The sequence below is a fragment of the Streptomyces sp. NPDC014006 genome (assembly GCF_043088925.1).
GTDB lineage: Bacteria > Actinomycetota > Actinomycetes > Streptomycetales > Streptomycetaceae > Streptomyces.
This window is the reverse complement of the sequence record NZ_JBICAJ010000007.1, coordinates 158,294-176,678: the sequence shown is the minus strand read 5'-3', so window position 1 is coordinate 176,678 and position 18,385 is coordinate 158,294. Positions and strand designations below refer to the sequence as shown.

At 72.8% G+C, this 18,385-nt stretch carries 16 protein-coding genes; all 16 read left to right on the top strand.

The features are described 5' to 3' along the window. The first annotated feature begins 3 nt into the window (after positions 1-3). On the top strand, positions 4-867 hold the full coding sequence (gene rsmI, locus ACF1GV_RS24170) for a 16S rRNA (cytidine(1402)-2'-O)-methyltransferase (protein WP_391684420.1): 864 nt from the start codon (positions 4-6) through the stop codon (positions 865-867). A gap of 243 nt (positions 868-1,110) precedes the next feature. Then, positions 1,111-1,539 carry a hypothetical protein gene (locus ACF1GV_RS24165; RefSeq protein WP_391684418.1) on the top strand — a complete coding sequence of 143 codons (429 nt, stop codon included), beginning with the start codon at positions 1,111-1,113 and terminating at the stop codon, positions 1,537-1,539. A 91-nt stretch (positions 1,540-1,630) separates the two neighbouring features. After that, positions 1,631-2,530 (top strand): TatD family hydrolase, encoded by a 900-nt coding sequence (locus tag ACF1GV_RS24160; RefSeq protein ID WP_391684415.1) that lies wholly within the window; start codon positions 1,631-1,633, stop codon positions 2,528-2,530. Between the two features lie 104 nt (positions 2,531-2,634). Next, a complete protein-coding gene (locus ACF1GV_RS24155; protein WP_391684413.1) occupies positions 2,635-4,029 on the top strand; it encodes a ubiquitin-like domain-containing protein in 1,395 nt (464 codons plus the stop codon). A 45-nt stretch (positions 4,030-4,074) separates the two neighbouring features. After that, positions 4,075-4,983, top strand: a complete 909-nt coding sequence (gene rsmA / locus ACF1GV_RS24150) for a 16S rRNA (adenine(1518)-N(6)/adenine(1519)-N(6))-dimethyltransferase RsmA (RefSeq protein ID WP_391684411.1) — start codon at positions 4,075-4,077, stop codon at positions 4,981-4,983. After that, entirely contained in the window at positions 4,980-5,876 is an 897-nt protein-coding gene (locus tag ACF1GV_RS24145) for a 4-(cytidine 5'-diphospho)-2-C-methyl-D-erythritol kinase (RefSeq protein WP_391684409.1), read from the top strand. Before rsmA ends, ACF1GV_RS24145 begins: the two co-directional genes overlap by 4 nt. 158 nt (positions 5,877-6,034) lie before the next feature. Further along, complete coding sequence (locus tag ACF1GV_RS24140) at positions 6,035-6,913, top strand: glycosyltransferase family 2 protein (protein WP_391684407.1); 879 nt, start codon at positions 6,035-6,037, stop codon at positions 6,911-6,913. 44 nt (positions 6,914-6,957) lie between these two features. Next, positions 6,958-7,470: a hypothetical protein gene (locus ACF1GV_RS24135; protein WP_391684405.1), complete on the top strand. Its 513-nt coding sequence runs from the start codon at positions 6,958-6,960 to the stop codon at positions 7,468-7,470. After that, positions 7,467-9,797, top strand: coding sequence for a hypothetical protein (locus tag ACF1GV_RS24130; RefSeq protein WP_391684403.1), 2,331 nt, complete (start codon positions 7,467-7,469; stop codon positions 9,795-9,797). Before ACF1GV_RS24135 ends, ACF1GV_RS24130 begins: the two co-directional genes overlap by 4 nt. Before the next feature lie 48 nt (positions 9,798-9,845). Continuing rightward, positions 9,846-11,762 (top strand): glycosyltransferase, encoded by a 1,917-nt coding sequence (locus ACF1GV_RS24125; RefSeq protein ID WP_391684400.1) that lies wholly within the window; start codon positions 9,846-9,848, stop codon positions 11,760-11,762. Further along, complete coding sequence (locus ACF1GV_RS24120; RefSeq protein WP_391684397.1) at positions 11,759-12,997, top strand: glycosyltransferase family 4 protein; 1,239 nt, start codon at positions 11,759-11,761, stop codon at positions 12,995-12,997. The genes ACF1GV_RS24125 and ACF1GV_RS24120 overlap by 4 nt, the downstream gene beginning before the upstream one ends. After that, complete coding sequence (locus ACF1GV_RS24115) at positions 12,994-14,187, top strand: glycosyltransferase family 4 protein (protein ID WP_391684394.1); 1,194 nt, start codon at positions 12,994-12,996, stop codon at positions 14,185-14,187. The genes ACF1GV_RS24120 and ACF1GV_RS24115 overlap by 4 nt, the downstream gene beginning before the upstream one ends. A 267-nt stretch (positions 14,188-14,454) precedes the next feature. Continuing rightward, on the top strand, positions 14,455-15,105 hold the full coding sequence (locus tag ACF1GV_RS24110; protein ID WP_391684391.1) for a nucleotidyltransferase domain-containing protein: 651 nt from the start codon (positions 14,455-14,457) through the stop codon (positions 15,103-15,105). Next, positions 15,102-15,662 carry a 2'-5' RNA ligase family protein gene (locus ACF1GV_RS24105; protein ID WP_391684388.1) on the top strand — a complete coding sequence of 187 codons (561 nt, stop codon included), beginning with the start codon at positions 15,102-15,104 and terminating at the stop codon, positions 15,660-15,662. Before ACF1GV_RS24110 ends, ACF1GV_RS24105 begins: the two co-directional genes overlap by 4 nt. Further along, positions 15,620-17,170 (top strand): polysaccharide biosynthesis C-terminal domain-containing protein, encoded by a 1,551-nt coding sequence (locus tag ACF1GV_RS24100; protein ID WP_391684387.1) that lies wholly within the window; start codon positions 15,620-15,622, stop codon positions 17,168-17,170. Before ACF1GV_RS24105 ends, ACF1GV_RS24100 begins: the two co-directional genes overlap by 43 nt. Next, positions 17,170-18,369 carry a glycosyltransferase family 4 protein gene (locus ACF1GV_RS24095; protein WP_391684385.1) on the top strand — a complete coding sequence of 400 codons (1,200 nt, stop codon included), beginning with the start codon at positions 17,170-17,172 and terminating at the stop codon, positions 18,367-18,369. The genes ACF1GV_RS24100 and ACF1GV_RS24095 overlap by 1 nt, the downstream gene beginning before the upstream one ends. Positions 18,370-18,385: the final 16 nt, after the last annotated feature.

Genomic DNA, 18,385 nt, shown 5'->3' with positions numbered 1-18,385 from the left:
GGCGTGACTGGAACCCTTGTTTTGGCGGGCACCCCCATCGGCGACATCGCGGACGCCCCTCCCCGGCTCGCGGAGGAACTGTCCGGGGCGGACGTCGTCGCCGCCGAGGACACCCGTCGGCTCAGGCGCCTGACCCAGGCGCTCGGTGTGACGCCCAAGGGGCGCGTGGTGTCGTACTTCGAGGGCAACGAGTCCGCCCGCACACCGGAGCTGGTCGAGGAACTCGTGGGCGGCGCGCGGGTGCTGCTGGTCACCGACGCGGGCATGCCGTCCGTGTCCGACCCGGGCTACCGGCTGGTCGCCGCGGCCGTCGAGAAGGACATCAAGGTCACCGCCGTGCCCGGGCCGTCCGCCGTGCTGACCGCGCTGGCGCTCTCGGGGCTGCCGGTGGACCGGTTCTGCTTCGAGGGGTTCCTGCCGCGCAAGGCGGGGGAGCGGCTGTCCCGGTTGCGGGAGGTCGGCGAGGAGCGGCGCACGCTGGTGTACTTCGAGGCCCCCCACCGGCTCGACGACACCCTCGCCGCGATGGCCGAGGTGTTCGGTGCCGAGCGGCGCGCGGCCGTGTGCCGGGAGCTGACCAAGACCTACGAGGAGGTCAAGCGCGGCCCGCTCGGCGAACTGGCGGCGTGGGCGGCCGAGGGGGTGCGCGGGGAGATCACCGTCGTCGTGGAGGGGGCGCCCGAGCGGGGCGCGCAGGAGGTGAGCGCCGAGGAGCTGGTGCGCCGGGTGCGCGTGCGCGAGGAGGCCGGGGAGCGCCGTAAGGAGGCGATCGCGGCGGTCGCGGCCGAGGCCGGGCTGCCCAAGCGGCAGGTGTTCGACGCGGTGGTGGCGGCGAAGAACGCGGGGGCCGCCGGCGCCGGGGCGTGAACCCGTGGCGAGGGGGCGTATACCCCCTCTGAGCAGGGCGCATCTCGGCTGAGCGTGCGCCCCATGGCCGGGTAAACGGCCGTCACCGATGGCAAAGCCGAAACGGACCGAACGGGTCACTTTCGGCAAGGAAGCTCCAAATCGGGTCCAACACTCGACAGCACCCGTGCGTTCGCGGTCGCGGAAGCGTCCACTGGATGAAGGGACGCACCCGTCCCTGTTCAGCGGACAACAGGAGCCGGCATGAGTGAGATCACCGGGCAGCCCGGCCTGCGCGACGGCGCGACGGCCGTCGTCCACGAGTCGTACTCCTTCGCCTGCATGCGCTGCGGCACCGGCTGGGAGCAGGCGTACGAGATAGAGCACCACACCGACGCGGACGGCCACCAGTTCGTGCTGTACGTCACCGACGGACGCGTCGTGCCCTCGCCGCTGCAGCGGCCCCGGTGCCAGAACTGCGAGAGCCATGTGATCCGCATCATGCGGCCCGGACGCGTGGCCTCCGTCCGCGGCGCGCACGACATGCACCGGGTGCCGCCGGCCGGACCCGTGGAGGTCCCGCAGGTGCCCGCGGCGCACGGACCGGCCGCGCCGGACGTCACCGCCGAGCGACGGCACTGGCACCTGTCCGACCTTCTGCACGCCCTCCACCTCCACCGCAAGGCGAGCTGAGCGCACGCGACGCCCTCCACCGCGAGGCGAGCCGAGCGCACGCGACGCCGCGGCCGGACCGGACGGCATGCCCCTTTCGTAGGATCGGGGCATGCCTGCGAACGCCCCCGACCCGGCCGACCCGCGCGACAAGAACGCCGCGCCGCCCCTTCCGGAGCCCCTGCGGGTCCCCGTCGCCGACTCCCACACCCACCTCGACATGCAGTCCGGCACCGTGGCCGAGGCGCTCGCGAAGGCCGCCCGTGTGGGCGTGACCACGGTCGTCCAGGTCGGCTGCGACCTGGCCGGCTCCCGCTGGGCGGCCGAGGCGGCGGCACAGCACGACGCCGTCCACGCCACCGTCGCCCTGCACCCGAACGAAGCCCCGCGCATCGTCCACGGCGACCCCGACGGCTGGTCGAGGCAGGGCGCCCGCGCGGCCGGCGGTGACGCGGCGCTGGACGAGGCGCTCGCCGAGATCGACCGGCTGGCCGCGCTGCCGCAGGTCAAGGGGGTCGGCGAGACCGGCCTCGACTACTTCCGCACCGGGCCGGAGGGCAAGGCGGCGCAGGAGCGGTCCTTCCGCGCCCACATCGAGATCGCCAAGCGGCACGGCAAGACCCTCGTCATCCACGACCGCGACGCCCACGCGGACGTGCTGCGCGTGCTGAAGGAGGAGGGCGCCCCCGAGCGGACCGTCTTCCACTGCTACTCCGGTGACGCCGAGATGGCGCGGGTCTGCGCGAGCGCCGGCTACTTCATGTCGTTCGCCGGCAACGTGACCTTCAAGAACGCCCAGAACCTGCGCGACGCCCTCGCCGTGGCCCCGCTGGAGCTGGTCCTCGTGGAGACCGACGCGCCCTTCCTGACGCCGGTGCCCTACCGCGGCCGGCCCAACGCGCCCTACCTCGTGCCGGTCACCGTGCGCGCGATGGCCGCCGTACGCGGTATCTCGGAGGACGAGCTGGCGGGCGCCCTCGGCGCGAACACCGCCAGGGCCTTCGGTTACTGACCATCTGTTCGCCACCCTCCGTAGCCGCGCCGCTTTGGAGAGTGAGCGCGGCTCCGCTAGGTTCTGGGCCCGACCGGGACCCCTTCGGACCCAGGAGTGGCGGCGTGAACAAATCCCCGTACGCGCACCCGCAGTACTCGCCGTATCAGCCGCAGCCGCAGTGGGAGGACACGGAGCCCCAGCCGCCCCGGCAGGACGCCGGGGAACAGCCGCAGTGGCGGTACGCCGGGCCGCGACGGCCGTACCCGCCGCAGGACCCCGCCTTCGACCCCTGCACGGCCGAGACCCTGGGATACGGCGAGGCGTACGAGCCGCCTGCGGCGCCACCGCCCGTGTCCGCCCCCCGGACGGTGGCGCACCGCCCGGCCGCTCGCCGGCGCAGAACGCGGTACGCCGAGCGGGCGGACGGCTCCGTGCGCCGGCTGCTGCCGCAGGCCCTCGTCGTCGCCTTCCTCGCCGGCGGCACCGCCGCCTTCGTCGCCCAGGACAAGGCCGTCGAGCTGAGCGTCGACGGCGGCCGGCCGCGCACCCTGCACACCTTCGCCGACGACGTGACCGAGCTGCTCGCCCAGGAGGGCATCGAGGCCGGGGCGCACGACGTGGTCGCGCCCGGACGCGGCGCGCACCTGGAGAACGGCGACGAAATCGCCGTCCGCTACGCGCGCCCCGTGCGGCTCACGATCGACGGGCAGCCACGTGAGGTGTGGACGACCGCGCACACCGTCCAGGGGGCGCTGGAACAGCTCGGCGTGCGCGCGGAGGGCGCCTACCTGTCCATCGCGCGCTCCCAGCGCATCGGACGCGCCGGGCTCGCCCTCGACGTGCGCACCGAACGCGCCGTGACCGTCATGGCGGACGGGCAGACCCGCACCATCCGCACCAACGCGGCGACCGTGCGCGAGGCCGTCGAGCAGGCCGGCTTCACCCTGCGCGGCCAGGACACCACCTCCGTCGCGCCGGGCAGCTTCCCGCGCGACGGGCAGACCGTCACCGTGCTGCGGATCAGGGGCAGCAAGGAGGTGCGGGAGGAACTGATCCCGTTCCGGGAGCAGCGCACCCACGACCCGTCGCTCTTCCGGGGGACGGAGGTCGTCGAGCAGCAGGGACGCCCCGGCCTGCGCCGGGTGACGTACACCGTGCGGACCGTCAACGGCGTACGGCTCAAGCCGCGGCGCGAGCAGAGCGAGGTGGTGCGCCGGCCGCGCACCCAGATCGTGCGGGTGGGCACCAGGGCGCTGCCGGCCTCCGTCCAGGGCGCCGACCACCTGAACTGGCAGTCCCTCGCGGTCTGCGAGTCCGGTGGCCGGCCCGACGCCGTGGACCCTTCGGGGACGTACGGCGGCCTCTACCAGTTCGACACCCACACCTGGCACGCCCTCGGCGGCACCGGCCGCCCGCAGGACGCGCCCGCGGCCGAACAGACGTACCGGGCGAAGAAGCTGTACACCCGCAGCGGGGCGAGCTCCTGGCCGCACTGCGGGGCGCGGCTGCACGGCTGAGCGGCCCCGGCCGTCGCGCCCCGCGCGCCCCCGTACCCTTGTCACGTGAGCAGCCCCACCCCGGACGCCCTGCTGGGCCCCGCCGACATCCGTGAACTCGCGGGCGCCCTCGGCGTCCGTCCCACCAAGCAGCGGGGACAGAACTTCGTCATCGACGCCAACACGGTCCGCCGGATCGTCCGCACCGCCGGCGTCCGGCCCGACGACGTGGTCGTCGAGGTCGGCCCGGGGCTCGGCTCCCTCACCCTGGCGCTGCTGGAAGCCGCCGACCGGGTCACGGCCGTCGAGATCGACGACGTGCTCGCGGCCGCGCTGCCCGCGACGATCGCCGCCCGGATGCCGGAGCGCGCCGAGCGGTTCGCGCTGGTGCACTCCGACGCCATGCACGTCACCGAGCTGCCCGGCCCGCCGCCCACCGCGCTGGTCGCGAACCTGCCGTACAACGTGGCCGTGCCGGTCCTGCTGCACATGCTCGACACCTTCCCGAGCATCGAGCGCACCCTCGTCATGGTGCAGGCGGAGGTCGCCGACCGGCTCGCCGCGGGCCCCGGCTCCAAGGTGTACGGCGTGCCGTCCGTGAAGGCCAACTGGTACGCCGAGGTCAAGCGGGCCGGCGCCATCGGCCGCAATGTCTTCTGGCCCGCGCCGAACGTCGACAGCGGGCTGGTCTCGCTGGTCCGGCGCGCCGAGCCGATCAGGACGACGGCCTCCCGGCAGGAGGTCTTCGCGGTGGTCGACGCGGCCTTCGCCCAGCGCCGCAAGACGCTGCGCGCGGCGCTCGCCGGCTGGGCCGGGTCCGCGGCGGCCGCCGAGGCGGCCCTGGTGGCCGCGGGCGTCTCTCCGCAGGCGCGCGGGGAGGCGCTGACCGTCGAGGAGTTCGCGCGCATCGCCGAGGCTGGGTCATCGCGGGGAACGGCCCCCGCGCCGCCGAACGAGGAGTCCGTGCAGCAGTGAGCGTCACCGTCCGCGTCCCCGCCAAGGTCAACGTCCAGCTCGCCGTCGGCGCCGCCCGCCCCGACGGCTTCCACGACCTGGCCAACGTCTTCCTCGCCGTCGGCCTGTACGACGAGGTCACCGTCACCGAGGCCGACGAGCTGCGGGTGACCTGCGCGGGCCCGGACGCCGGGCAGGTCCCGCTGGACCGCACGAACCTCGCGGCCCGGGCGGCCGAGGTGCTCGCGGCGCGGTACGGCATCGAGCCGGCCGTCCATCTGCACATCGCCAAGGACATCCCCGTCGCCGGCGGCATGGCGGGCGGCAGCGCGGACGGCGCGGGCGCGCTGCTGGCCTGTGAGGCGCTGTGGAACACGGGTGCCACCCGTGAGGAGCTGCTGGGCATCTGCGCCGAGCTGGGCAGCGACGTGCCGTTCAGCCTGACCGGCGGTGCGGCGCTGGGCACCGGACGGGGCGAGAAGCTGGCGCCGCTGGGGGTCGGCGGCACCTTCCACTGGGTGTTCGCGATGGCCGGGCGCGGGCTGTCCACGCCGGCGGTCTTCCGCGAGTTCGACCGGCTGGCGCAGGGCCGGGACATTCCCGGGCCGGTGGCCTCGCAACAGGTCCTGGACGCCTTGGCGAAGGGCGACGCGGACGCGCTGGCCGCTGCCGTCACCAACGACCTTCAGCCGGCCGCGCTGTCCCTCTGCCCCGAACTGGCGGACACCCTGGAGGCCGGCCGGTCGGCGGGCGCGCTGACGGGGCTGGTGTCGGGGTCGGGCCCGACGACGGCGTTCCTGGTCCGGGACGGGGCGGCTGCCGAGAAGGTCGCGGAGGCCCTGCGCACGTCGGGCACGTGCCGGAGCGTACGCATGGCGTCGGGGCCGGTGGCCGGGGCGACGGTCATCGACTAGGCGCTGTCCCGCCTGTCCTGATTTAGCCTGATTTCGCTGTTTTTTGCTCTTGACGTCGAGAGATGTGGTGGGCACAGTGGGGACGTATACGACGTAAGCGTACATAGCTGGTGCAGCGTGCTTGCGTCGTCGAGAGCTCAACCGAGGAGGGCCTCGCGATGAGCGCACCAGACATCCCTGTTCCCCCGCCCGTCGGCGGCCGGAAGTGGTCCGGCGACGGCCCGGTGAAGCTCTCCGTCCTGATGGCGGCGTACAACGAGGAAAGAACGATCGCCGCAGCGGTCGATTCGGTCCTCTCGCGCGAGTATCCGTGCGAGATGGAACTGATCGTCGTCGACGACGGCAGCAGTGACCGCACTCCGCTCCTGCTGGCCCAGCACGCGCATCCCCTGGTGATCACCCACCGGCACCCCCGCAACCTCGGCAAAGGCGCCGCCCTGCTCACGGCCGGGAAGCTGGCCACAGGAACGCACATCCTTCCCTTCGACGCCGACCTGGAGTACTCGCCGGACGACATCCCACGGCTCGTGGAACCCGTCATCCAGGGGCGCTGCGACGTCGTCTACGGGGCGCGGCTGTTCGGGCAGAACACGGTCTACCAGTCCTACCGCTATGCCCTGGGAAACGAGCTGATGACGCTCGCGGCGAACGTCCTCTTCGACGCGCACCTGGCCGATCTGCACACCTGCCTGAAGCTGATTCCGCTGTCGCTCTTCCGCTCGCTGCACCTGCATGCGCGCGGCTTCGGACTGGACACCGAGATCACCGCGTGTCTGCTCCGCATCGGCGTCCGCCCCTTCGAGGTCCCGGTGAGCTACTACAGCCGGTCGCACGCCGAGGGCAAGAAGATCAGCTGGCACGACGCCGTCGACTGCTTCCGCATCATGGGCAAGGTCCGCTGCATGCGCAGGGAGCGTGTCGGGCCCAGCATCCCGCGGGCCCTGCCGCCCCGCCTCCCCGACTTCCCGGCCGAGCCGGGCCTCAACGGCCGGCGGGCCGTCGGCCGGCATGACGTCCGTGGACCGTCCCCGCGTTGATCGCCGGGGTGCGACGGCAGCTGAGCTCAGAAGGAGAAGGCGAGATGAGCTTCCTCGACAGCCTCAAGAAGCCGTCGCAGCAGGAAGCGGCGCCCACGGGCCAGGTGCGCCCGGAACGCCGGCGTCGCCGTCGCCCCGTCCTCATCACCCTGCTCGTCCTGATCGTCGCGGTGGTGGGCGTCCTGGTGACTCCAGCCGCACGCCGTGAGCTGCGCGAATCGTTCGCACGGCTGCCGAGCTCCTACACCGAGCTGTACTTCACCACGGCGCCGGCCGTCTCCCACGCCCAGGTCGTCGTCCCCGTCTCGGTCGTCCGCCACGGTGACAGCAAGGGGACCGACCGGCTCCGCGTGTGGCTGGAGTCGTCCACCGGTCGTACGACGGCGTCGGCCACAACCACGCTCACCGAGCGGCCGGGCGGTCGCATGTCGACCATCACGCGGCTTCCGCTGCGGCAGGGCGGCCAGGTCGTCCATGTCGCGCTCCTCGGACACCCCGAGTCGCTGCACTTCCGCCTGGGAGCCGGCAGCTCCGAGAACACCAAGGGCTCACCATGACCGCCGTCGGCATCTTGGCAGGACGCGCGGCAGCCCGCCGTGCGCTCCTCGGCTCCACCGCGCTCGCCACTCTCATCGAGCTGCTGCCCGGGGCTCCCACCGGGCTGCTGGCGTTCGCCGGTCTCTGGCTCCTCCTCGGCGCACCGACAGTGCTGTGGTACGCCATCGCCGCCCGGTTCGTGTCGACCAGGGACGGCCGGGTGCTTCTCGCCGTCGGCCTCAGCGTCCTCACCGCCATGGTCGTCGCCCTGCTGGTGAACACCGCCCTGCCGGCCGTCGGCATCGGACAGCCGCTCGCCCGCGTTCCCCTCGCGATCGCCTCCATGCTGGCCGTCGCCGTCCTCGCTCTCGCCGCGGATCCTCCCGCCGAGCGCCTGACCGACGGCCTCGCCCGGTGGCGCGAGGGGCATACCCGGAACCTGCCGCCGGGTCTCCTGCCGGTGTCGGCGCTCGGCGCCGTCACCCTCCTCCTGTCCGTCGCGGGCCCGATCCGGCTGAACAACCAGGCGGGTTCGGCCGTCAGCTTCACCGCGATGGTCGCCGGCGCGCTGCTGCTCGCCCTCCTGATGTGGCGGCGCCGCCGCTACTCGTCCTCCGTCATCGTCCTGGGCCTGTTCTGCGCGGCGGCGGGACTCCTTCTCCTCACCTCGCTGCGCGGCTGGTACGTCACCGGCCACGACATCCGGCACGAGTTCGAGATCTTCCAGCTGACGGCCGCCGGCAACCACTGGAACATCGCCGATTACCGCGACCCGTACAACGCCTGCATGAGCATCACCCTGCTGCCGACGTCGCTGGCCCGGCTGACGGGGATCTCCGGCATCTACGTCTTCAAGGTCCTGCTGCCCCTGCTGTTCGCCTTCACCCCGGCGCTGGTCTACCGTTCGGTGCGCAACGTCGCGCCGCAGATCGTCGCGCTGCTGTCGGCGGTCTTCTTCATCATGTTCCCGACGTTCTTCACGGACATGGTGTTCCTGGGCCGCCAGGAGATCGCCTTCCTGCTGCTCGGGTGCGCCATGGTGGTGCTGACCGACACCGGCCGCCCGGTGGCCGCCCGGCGGATCGCGTTCACGGTGCTGGCCCTCGGCATCGTCCTCTCCCACTACTCCACCACCTACATCATCGTGGTGACCTTGGTGATCGCGCTCGTCACCGACCTGCTGTGGCGGCTGGGCTCGCGGCTGAGGAGGCGAACACCGCGGGACGCCCGGCGAGCCTTCGTCACCTGGTGGATCGTCGTCGCGACAGCGGCCGCCGCGGCCATCTGGGCCGGCCCCGTCTCGCACACGGGCGGGCAACTGCAGACGACGGTCAGCACGACCGTGCACGATCTCCAGAGCGGGCAGCTGGGGAACCGGTCGTCCGACGTGTCCTACAGCCTGATCGGCGGGGCACGCGTGAGTCCCGCCCAGCGACTGAACGAGTACCGCACCTACGCCATGGAACTGAGGCGACAGGCCGGGCCGGGCGGTGCCCTGGTGCCGTTGAGCGTGGTCGACAGCTACCCCCTGACGGTCGTCCCCCAGCACCTCCAGCCGCTCACCCCGGCCGGCCACGCCCTCAAGGACACCGGTGTCGACGTGGCCGCGGCCAACAGCGGCTTCCGCGCGTTCATCGCGGGGCTTCTCCAACTGCTGCTGCTTCTCGGGTTCGTGACGACGGTGTGGGGGCGGCGCAAGGCGTTCCGCCCGACACGCGACCAGGTCACCCTGACCGTCGGAGCGGGCACCGTGATCGCCCTGCTCACCGTTCTGCCCCAGGTCTCCGTCGACTACGGCGTGCTGCGCGCCTTCCAGCAGGGTCTTGTCATCTTCGCCCCCTTCCTCGCGGCCGGGCTCGTGTGGATCTGCCGGTGGGCCGGGCGGCGGCGGGCCGCGCCGCTGGCGTGCGCGGTGACGCTGGTGCTCTTCCTCGACCTCGCCGGTGCCCTGCCGAAGCTCGTCGGCGGCTATCCGCCGGTGCTGAACCTGGACAACGCCGGCCAGTACTACGACAGCTACTACCCCCATCCCGAAGAGCGCGCCGCGCTCCAATGGCTGCTGCCCCGCGCCCAGGGACAGCCCGTGGACATCCAGTCGAAGATGCAGGCGGACCACGCTCCCTACACCCGGCTGCAACTGCGGCTGCGCAAGCACGCGGGGGACAGCATCTACCCGGCACTCGTCCAGAAGGACGCCTATGTCTTCCTCGGCTACACGACGGTCCGCAACGGCGAGGAATCCCTCTTCTACCGCGGCGACACGATCAACTACCACTATCCGATCGGCTTCCTGGACGCCACCAAGAACAGGGTCTACAGCAGCAACGGGGCGGCCATCTTCCGCTGACCCGCGACCCGTCGCGGCTCCCGGCGTACGGCACCCGAGGAGGTCCCCATGACAGCGCGCACCGTCCTGCTCGCGGCACCGCACACCGGGCCGGACTCCGGCGACGCGGCGCGCTATGTGGGGCAGCTCGCGCGCTTGCTGCGGACGCGGCACGGCTGCCGGGTGGTGATCGCCACGACCGCGCCCGAAGGGTGCGCGGCCGGGCGGTACGACGGCCCGGACGGTGTCCCGGTGTACCGCCTCCCGGCCACCGGGACGGTGCCGCCGGGGTACCTCTGGCGGCGCGGTGTGCGCCGTGTCATCGAGGCCGAGGCGGTCGATCTGGTCAACGCGCACACGTACGCGTCGGCTCCCCTCCTCGCCGACGCCGCCGCGCGCGCCTCGGGTGACCTGCCGTTCGTGCTGACGTGCCACCCGGGGACCACGCGCGAGGGGCAGGCGCCGTCCGGCCCGTGGCGCGCGAGGCACGCACGCACCGTGCTGGCCCGGACCGCACGCCGGGCGCAGGAGGTGGTGTGCTCGTCGGCCTTCACCGCCCTGGACCTGCCCGACCTCTTCCTGGGCCGCTCGACCACGATCTGCCCCGGCGCCGATCCGGAGTGGCTCCCCACGAGCCCGGTGCCGCACGCGCCGCCAGGGCCCCCGGACGTCACCGCCTCGCTCGGCGGCACGGTGTCACCGCGGGCGGTTCCGGAGCCGTCGTGGGAGTGTCAGTCGGACCGCACCGTCGAGGTGTTCGACCGAGCCGCGGACGGCGGCCGCGCGATCCACACGGTCGCCGTCGTGGCGCCCAACTACCTCCCGAAGATCGGCGGCGTCGAGAACTACGCCAGGCGCGTCGCCCACGCGGTCGCCGACGACCCCGCGATGCGGGCCGTCGTCATCACCGCGAGCCCGACCCGGTGGCGTACGTCGGTCGGGGCCGACCGCGAGGTGCCGGTCGTCCGCCTCGGGACGTGGGCGCGCCACCTCAACACCCCGGTCAGTCCGCTGTGGTTGTGGCAGGTGCCGCGCTGGCTGCGCCGTCTCGACGTGGACCTCGTCAACGCCCATGCCCCCGTCCCCGGTCTGGGGGATCTGGCGGTCGCCGTGTCCGGACGCCGCCCGTCCGTGCTGACGTACCACGCCGGCACGATGGTCCAGGGGCACAAGGACGTCGATGTGCTGGTCAACGCGTACGAACGGCATGTGCTGCCCCGGGTGTTCTCGTGGGCCCGCGTGCTCGTCGCCAGTTCACCCGTCTCGCTGGCCGCCGGCCGTCCGGGGGCCGTCGAGATCACGCCTGGTGTCGATGTGGACCGGTTCACGCCGGGTCCGCCAGCCTCCACGCGGCCCCGCACCGTCATCTATGTCGGGCGGCTGGACCGCGCGTCGCCGTGGAAGGGGGTCGATGTCCTGCTGCGGGCGTTCGCGGCCCTCGCCGATCTGCCCGACGTCCGGCTGCGCCTGGTGGGCGGCGGGGACGCCGTCCCCGACCACCTCGCGCACGCGCAGCGGCTCGGGATCGCCGACCGTGTCGAGTTCACCGGCGGACTCGTCGCGGACGCCCTCGTCGCCGCGATGCAGAGCGCGGCGGTGCTCGTGCTGCCCTCGCAGACCGAGCACGAGTCCTTCGGCATGGTGCTGGTCGAGGCGATGGCCTGCGGCACGCCCGTCGTGGGGTCCGACACGGGCGGCCCACGGCATGTGATCGTGCCGGGCGTGACCGGGCTGCTGTTCCCGCACGCCGACGCGGACGCGCTGGCCGCGGCCTGCCGACGACTGCTGAGGGACGGGCGGCTCGCCGACCGTATGGGCGCCGCCGGCCGCAGCTGCGTGGTCGAACGCTATGCCTGGCCCACGCTCACCGAACGCTACCTCCGGCTCTTTCGATCACTGCTCCCCACGGCACCGGCACCGGCGCCGGGAGTCGTACCGAGGAGCTCCTCGACACCGGCCCCGACGGGAAAGGCGATGCAGCGATGAACGACACCCGGGAGCATCGGTCCGATCGGGCTGCCGAGGCCGCCGACCGTACCCGCGGCGGCAAGCGCGGCCCGCTGCACACGGTCGCGGTGGTCGCCCCGTACTACCCGCCGCACATCGGTGGCTGCGAGAACTACGCCGCACACGTCGCCCGCGCGGTCGACGACGACCCGTCGATGCGGGCCATCGTGATCACCTCCAACACGACCGGGTGGCGCACGACATACGGCGTCGACGAGCGTGGGGTGCCGGTCATCCGGCTGGGAACGTGGGCACGCCTGTCCAACACACCGGTGAATCCGCTGTGGCCCCTGCAACTGCGCCGCTGGCTGCGCCTGCTCAAGGTCGATCTCGTCCACGCGCACGCGCCGGTGCCGGGCCTGGCGGATCTGGCGGTCGCCGTGTCCGGGCGGCGCCCGTCCGTGCTGACGTACCACGCCGGATCGATGAGCAAGGGCCGCAAGAACGTCGACGTGGTGATCCGCTGGTACGAACGGCACGTCCTGCCCCGGGTGTTCGCGCGCGCCCGTGCGCTCGTCGCCGTGTCACCGGTCTCGCTGGCCTTCGGCCGTCAGGGCGCCGTCGAGATCACGCCGGGTGTCGATGTGGACCGGTTCACGCCCGGGCCGCCGGCGTCGACGCGGCCGCGCACCGTCGTCTACGTGGGCAGGATGCTGCGCGCCTCCTCGGAGAAAGGGATCGACGTCCTGCTGCGGGCGTTCGTGTCCCTGGCCGACCTGCCCGACGCCCGGCTCAAGCTGGTGGGCGGCGGGAACGCCCTGCCCGATCACATCGCCCTGGCCGAGCGGCTCGGCATCGCCGACCGGGTCGAGTTCACCGGCGAGATCCCGGACGACGATCTCGTCGCAGCGCTGCAGAGCGCTGCCGTGCTCGTCCTGCCCTCACGGTCGGAGGTGGAGGGCTTCGGCATGGTGCTGGCCGAGGCGATGGCCTGCGGCACGCCCGTGGTTGGCTCCGACGTGGGCGGCATCCCCCACGTCATCGATCCGGATGTCACCGGGCTGCTGGTTCCGCCGGGGGACACCGAGGCTCTGGCCGCGGCCTGCCGGCGGCTGCTGCGGGACGGTGACCTCGCCGACCGGATGGGCGCGGCCGGGCGGCGGCGTGTGGTGGAACACTTCGCCTGGGCGAAACTGACCGACCGCTACCTCCAGCTCTTCCGGTCGCTGCTGGCCGAGGCACCCGCCTGTGGCGCAAAGGCCGGCGGAGCATGAGCACCGCCCGGGAGACCGAGGCCGACCGCGCACCCCGGGTGGCCGGTGCCGTACCGGGCGGCCGCCGCGAGGCGGTGCGGACGGTCGCCGTCGTCGCGCCCAACTACTGGCCGAAGATCGGTGGCGCGGAGAACTATGCGCGTCGCGTCGCCCACGCGGTCGCCGCCGACCCCGCCATGCGAGCCGTGGTCATCACCGCGAGCCCGGCCGGTTGGCGTACCTCGGTCGGACACGACGGCGGCGTACCCGTCATCCGGCTGGGGACGTGGTCGCGCCGGTTGGTGAACGCGCCGGTGAGTCCGCTGTGGCCGCTGCAGTTGCGCCGCTGGCTGCACCGGCTCGGCGTCGACGTCGTCAACGCGCACGCCCCGGTGCCCGGTCTGGGGGATCTGGCGGTCCTGTGGTCCGGCCGGCCGGCCGTCCTGACCTACCACGCCGGATCGATGATCAAGGGGCACCGGTTCCGCGACCGTCTTCTCGGCCTGTACGAGAGGCGGGTGCTGCCGCGCGTGTTCGCGCGGGCCCGTGCGCTCGTCGCCGTCTCACCCACCTCGCTGGCCGCGGGCCGTGCGGGTGCCGTCGAGATCACGCCGGGTGTCGACGTTGACCGGTTCACGCCGGGTCCGCCGGCATCGGCGCGGCCCCGCACGCTCGTCTATGTCGGCCGGATGGACCGCGCGTCGTCGTGGAAGGGTGTCGACGTCCTGCTCCGGGGTTTCGCGGAGCTGGCCGATCTGCCCGGCGTACGGCTCAGGCTCGTCGGCGACGGGGACGCCCTGTCCGATCATGTGGCGCTGGCCGAGCGGCTCGGCATCACCGACCGGGTGGAGTTCACCGGCGCGCTCACCGGGGATGCGCTGGTCGCGGCGGTGCAGCGCGCTGCCGTGCTCGTCCTGCCGTCGCTGACGGAGGCGGAGTGCCATCCGATGGTGCTGATCGAGGCGATGGCGTGCGGCACACCCGTGGTCGGCTCCGACGTGGGGGGCATCCCTCACGTCCTCACTCCGGATGTCACCGGGCTGCTGTTTCCGCCGGGGGACGCGCAGGCGTTGGCCGCGGCCTGCCGGCGGCTGCTGCGGGACGGCGCTCTCGCGGACCGTATGGGCGCGGCGGGCCGGCGGCGCGCCGTCGAACGCTATGCCTGGCCGCCCCTGACCGACCGCTATCTCGCACTCTTCCGGTCGCTCTGAGGCCCCCCGCACCGCACCGCGGCGCGGACGCCGGGTATCGGCCGCTCGAAGCCGGAGGCAGGTCCTTGACCATCCGGCAAAACATCACCAAGATGGACATATACGGTGTAAGCATACATAGTCAGCGCTCTTCGCCAGGTCTGGGAGCCCAGCATGCGCATACGTCCCGGCCCGCGACCGGACACTCCCGGTGACGCCACCACCCCGGCCCCGCCACCGTCACGCAGTGCCGGACCGGCCGCGCCGCAACCCGTCCGAGCGGCCCACATGACGCGTCGGGCCCTGCGCGCGGCCCGCTCCGTCGGGCGAGCCGTCGACCGATCCCGGTTCGGGTTCCTGGTGGCGTTCCCGATGCTCCAGCGGGAAGTGATGCGCACGGCACCGGCGGTGGACGTCCTCGCCGTGCTCGACGCGCTGCAGCGAGCCGACGTGCGGGGGTGGCTGGCGGGCGGCTGGGGCGTGGACGCCCTGCTGGGCCTGCAGACCCGGCGCCACCTCGACATCGACGTCGTGCTCGCCTGGGACGACGGCCTCGAGGAGAGGGCCAAGCGCGCCATGGCCGGCATCGGTTTCCGGCCGCTGAGCGACGAGGTCCACCCCGACGGCCGTCCGATGCCGGTGCGCTGGGTGATGGACGACGGGCTGGTCGTCGTCGACCTGCTGCCGGTCGACATCACCCGCTGGCCGTTCCGTGAACTGCCCCGCGGGCGCGAGAACGGCCGGCCCGCCACCGCGACGGCCGCCGCCCCGCCCGATCCCGCGTCCGAGGACCGCGGCACGATCGCCGGGCAACCGGTGCCGTGTCTGCCCCTCCGCCTCCAGCTGGCGATCCACCAGGGCTATCCGGTGCGCCCGTCGGACCGGCACGACGTCGCCCTGCTCGAAGAACTCCTCATGAAGCGAAGGGAAGCGCGATGAGCCGCGGTGCCCGCACACTGACCCGGAACCTGATGGGTGCCGCGATACGCGTCGTCCGGCCCGCGAGCATCCTGCTGGTCCCCGTCCCCGAGGCGGAGACCGCGCTGCGCACGTGGCGGGGCGAGGAGATGCTCCCCGGCGGAGTACCGGCCCACGTCACGGTGATGTACCCCTTCCTGCCCGCGCGCGCCATCGACGACCGGGCGGAGGCGCAACTGGCCCGGATCGCCGCCTCGGTCCCGCCGTTCGGTTTCCGGCTCACCGAGGTGGGGCGGTTCCCGGGCGTGCTGTACCTGCGGCCCGTGCCCGGGGAGCCGTTCGCGGACCTCGTCGACCTCGTGATGCGGCAGTGGCCCGGCTACGAGCCGTACGAGGGCCGGTTCGCCGAGTTCGTCCCGCACGTGACGATGGCCGAGGACGGCAGCGTCCACGGGGACACCGAGCGGCTCCGGCCGCTCCTGCCCATCGCCTGTCAGGCCAGGGAAGTGACCCTGATGACGGAGAGCGCACGAGGATGGCACACCAGAAGCCGTTTCCCGCTGTGCGGAACGGCGTAGCGACGATGCTCCACAAGGTCCCCGCCACACGGGCCCTGTCCGGCGGCAGGACGGCGGCGCGCCCGCCGGGCATGTTCGCCAACGTGGGGGCCATGGCCACGGGAAGGGTGGTGGCGTCGTCGCTCATCTGGATCGCGTCACTGATCATCGTCCGTTCCCTGTCACCCGTCGACTTCGGCAAGTTCACCTTCATCTTCAGCATCCTCGGGATGCTGAGCATCATCACGGACCTGCAGATCGGGCGGATAGCAGTGGTCCGCCTGTCCAGCGGACTGAACGACCCCGGCAGATTCGGCGGCAACTACGTCCTGCTGCGGCTGGCCCTCGGTGTCGTCGGCTACGCGCTGGCCGTGGGCTTCGTCGCCGCCGCCGGATACCCGGCGGACGTCGTCCGTGCGACCGCCGTCGCCGGAGTCGTCGTGGTGGTGGCGACACCCGCGAACGCCTACAACGCGGTGTTCGAGGCCAGGATGCGGCTGCGCCCCATCGCCTTCGCCACCGCGCTCGGAGCGGTCGGCCAGCTCGCGCTGACCGCGGCGATCGCGGCGGCCGGCGGGACCGTCCTGCTCTTCGCCATTCCCGTCGTCCTGTGCGAGTTGCTGGAGATCACCTCGAAGGCGACCGCCGCACACCGCGTCATGCCACTGCGCTACCGGATCGACCTGCCCGAGTGGTGGTCGCTGATCCGGGAGGCCGTGCCGCTGTCGATCGGAGCCGGCCTGATGCTGGTCTACTACCGCATCGACGCCGTGATGCTGACGAAGCTGGACTCCTTCACTGCCGCGGGCGCCTACGGGGTCGCGTACAAGTTCGTCGACCTGGCGCATTCCGCGTCCCTGTACGTCGGCATGGCCGTCCTGCCGCTGCTGGCGCGGACCTGGCCGCACCAGCCCGCGGCGTTCCGGGCGGCCACCGGGCGTGCCGCGTTCCTGTTGTCGGTACTGGGCGGCCTGCTGGTGTGCGAGTTCACCGTCTTCGCGGAATCGGTGATCCGCACGCTGTACGGCGCCCGGTACGCTCCGGCGGCCGATGCCGCCCGCCTCGTCGTGGCGTCCGAGTGCGTCGCCTTCTTCACCTTCCTGGCGTTCAACTGCCTGGTGGCGGCCGGACGGAACCGCCGCTACCCACTGGTCACCCTGCTCGGTCTGCTCGTCAACGTCGCGCTCAACCTCGTGGCCATACCCCGGTGGTCGTATCTCGGTGCGGCGGTCAGCACGCTGGTGACCGACGTCATGGTCTGCGTCCTGATGACGCTGCTGCTGCGCCGGATCCCGGGGATGCGTCCGCTGCCGACGCCGCCGTGGCTGCGCGTGCTGTGCGCCGCCCTGTGCGGGGCGGTCGTCGGCTGGTCCCTCGCCCGGTTCACGTTCTGGCCCCTGGCGGCGATCGTGACCGCCGTCGTCTACGCGGCGGTCCTGCGGGCGCTGCGGGCGCTGTGGCACAGGGACGGTGATCCCGGCGAACCCGGCGGCACACCCGCGTACCCATCAGGAACGGAGGACAAGTGATGAGAGTTCTCTTCATCAACGAGAATCTCGGCGGACACGCGACGATGCACCTGCATCTGCGGCAGGTGCTCCGCGAGGAGCATCCGGAGATCGAGGCGCAGTTCCTCGATGTGCCGCCGCCCTCACTGCTCCGGCTGGCGGTGGGCTCCCGACTGCCGTTCCTGGGCCGCTGGGACCTGGACCTGCAGCCGCTGCGGCTGCAGCTCGCCACGAGCGCCTGGGTCCGCAGCCGACTGCGGGGGCTGGAGGAGCGGTTCGACGTGATCCACGCCTACACGCAGAACACCATGCTGCTCAGCACCGCGACACTGCGCCGCAAGCCGTCGGTGGTGGGGCTGGACACGACCAACGCCCGCAACGCGTACATGCTGCCCTACCGGGAGCCGACCCGGTGGACCGAGCCCATGCTGCGCCCCACCCTGCACCTCGAGACGGCGGTCTTCCGGTCGGCGGGCGCGATCGTCGCGAAGACCGACTCGGCCGCGGCGTCGGTCCGCGACCAGTACGGCGTCAGGGACAGCCGCCTGCAGGTCGTCAGGCCCGGCATCATCCCGCACGCGGCCGACCCGCCCGCCGCTCCGGGGACACTGCGTCAAGACCTCCCGCGGATCGTCTTCGTCGGGGCGCAGATGGAACGCAAGGGCGGCAGCCAACTCGTCGCACTGCACCAGCGCCATCTCGCCGACCGCTGCGAACTGGTCGTGATCACCAGGGAACACGTTCCGCGAGGCCGCAATCTCACGGTCGTCAACGACATCCGTCCCGGCGACCCCCGGCTCTGGCGGATTCTGCGCTCGTCCGCGCTGTTCGCCTTCCCGAGCCGCATCGACGCGTTCTCCATCGCCGTCCTGGAGGCCATGGAGGCCGGACTGCCCGTCGTCGCCTGCGCGGTGAACGGGGTCCCGGAACTGGTGGCGGACGGCCGGACCGGCCTGCTGGTCGCACCCGGTGACGACGGCGGCCTGCTCGCGGCCCTGAGCGCACTGCTCGATGCCCCGGCCCGGCGCGCGAGCATGGGAGCGGCCGGCCGGGCCCGTCTGCTGAAGGACTTCGACGCCCGCCGCGAGGCGGCCGAGGAAGTGGCCGTTCTGCACGAGGTCGTGGCACGGCACCGGGCCGAGGGCGCCGCAGCCGGCCCCGCACACCGTCCCGCCGGCGGATCGCTGCGGCCGCCGCCCCCTCGCCGGGTGAGGACCTGACGAGGAGCCAGGTCCG

Excerpts from the sequence above, each read along its gene's own strand:
- ACF1GV_RS24165 (WP_391684418.1), top strand. The coding sequence starts at position 1,111 with ATGAGTGAGATCACCGGGCAGCCCGGCCTGCGCGACGGCGCGACGGCC.
- ACF1GV_RS24160 (WP_391684415.1), top strand. The coding sequence starts at position 1,631 with ATGCCTGCGAACGCCCCCGACCCGGCCGACCCGCGCGACAAGAACGCC.
- ACF1GV_RS24140 (WP_391684407.1), top strand. The coding sequence starts at position 6,035 with ATGAGCGCACCAGACATCCCTGTTCCCCCGCCCGTCGGCGGCCGGAAG.
- ACF1GV_RS24135 (WP_391684405.1), top strand. The coding sequence starts at position 6,958 with ATGAGCTTCCTCGACAGCCTCAAGAAGCCGTCGCAGCAGGAAGCGGCG.
- ACF1GV_RS24130 (WP_391684403.1), top strand. The coding sequence starts at position 7,467 with ATGACCGCCGTCGGCATCTTGGCAGGACGCGCGGCAGCCCGCCGTGCG.
- ACF1GV_RS24125 (WP_391684400.1), top strand. The coding sequence starts at position 9,846 with ATGACAGCGCGCACCGTCCTGCTCGCGGCACCGCACACCGGGCCGGAC.
- ACF1GV_RS24120 (WP_391684397.1), top strand. The coding sequence starts at position 11,759 with ATGAACGACACCCGGGAGCATCGGTCCGATCGGGCTGCCGAGGCCGCC.
- ACF1GV_RS24115 (WP_391684394.1), top strand. The coding sequence starts at position 12,994 with ATGAGCACCGCCCGGGAGACCGAGGCCGACCGCGCACCCCGGGTGGCC.
- ACF1GV_RS24110 (WP_391684391.1), top strand. The coding sequence starts at position 14,455 with ATGACGCGTCGGGCCCTGCGCGCGGCCCGCTCCGTCGGGCGAGCCGTC.
- ACF1GV_RS24105 (WP_391684388.1), top strand. The coding sequence starts at position 15,102 with ATGAGCCGCGGTGCCCGCACACTGACCCGGAACCTGATGGGTGCCGCG.
- ACF1GV_RS24100 (WP_391684387.1), top strand. The coding sequence starts at position 15,620 with ATGGCACACCAGAAGCCGTTTCCCGCTGTGCGGAACGGCGTAGCGACG.
- ACF1GV_RS24095 (WP_391684385.1), top strand. The coding sequence starts at position 17,170 with ATGAGAGTTCTCTTCATCAACGAGAATCTCGGCGGACACGCGACGATG.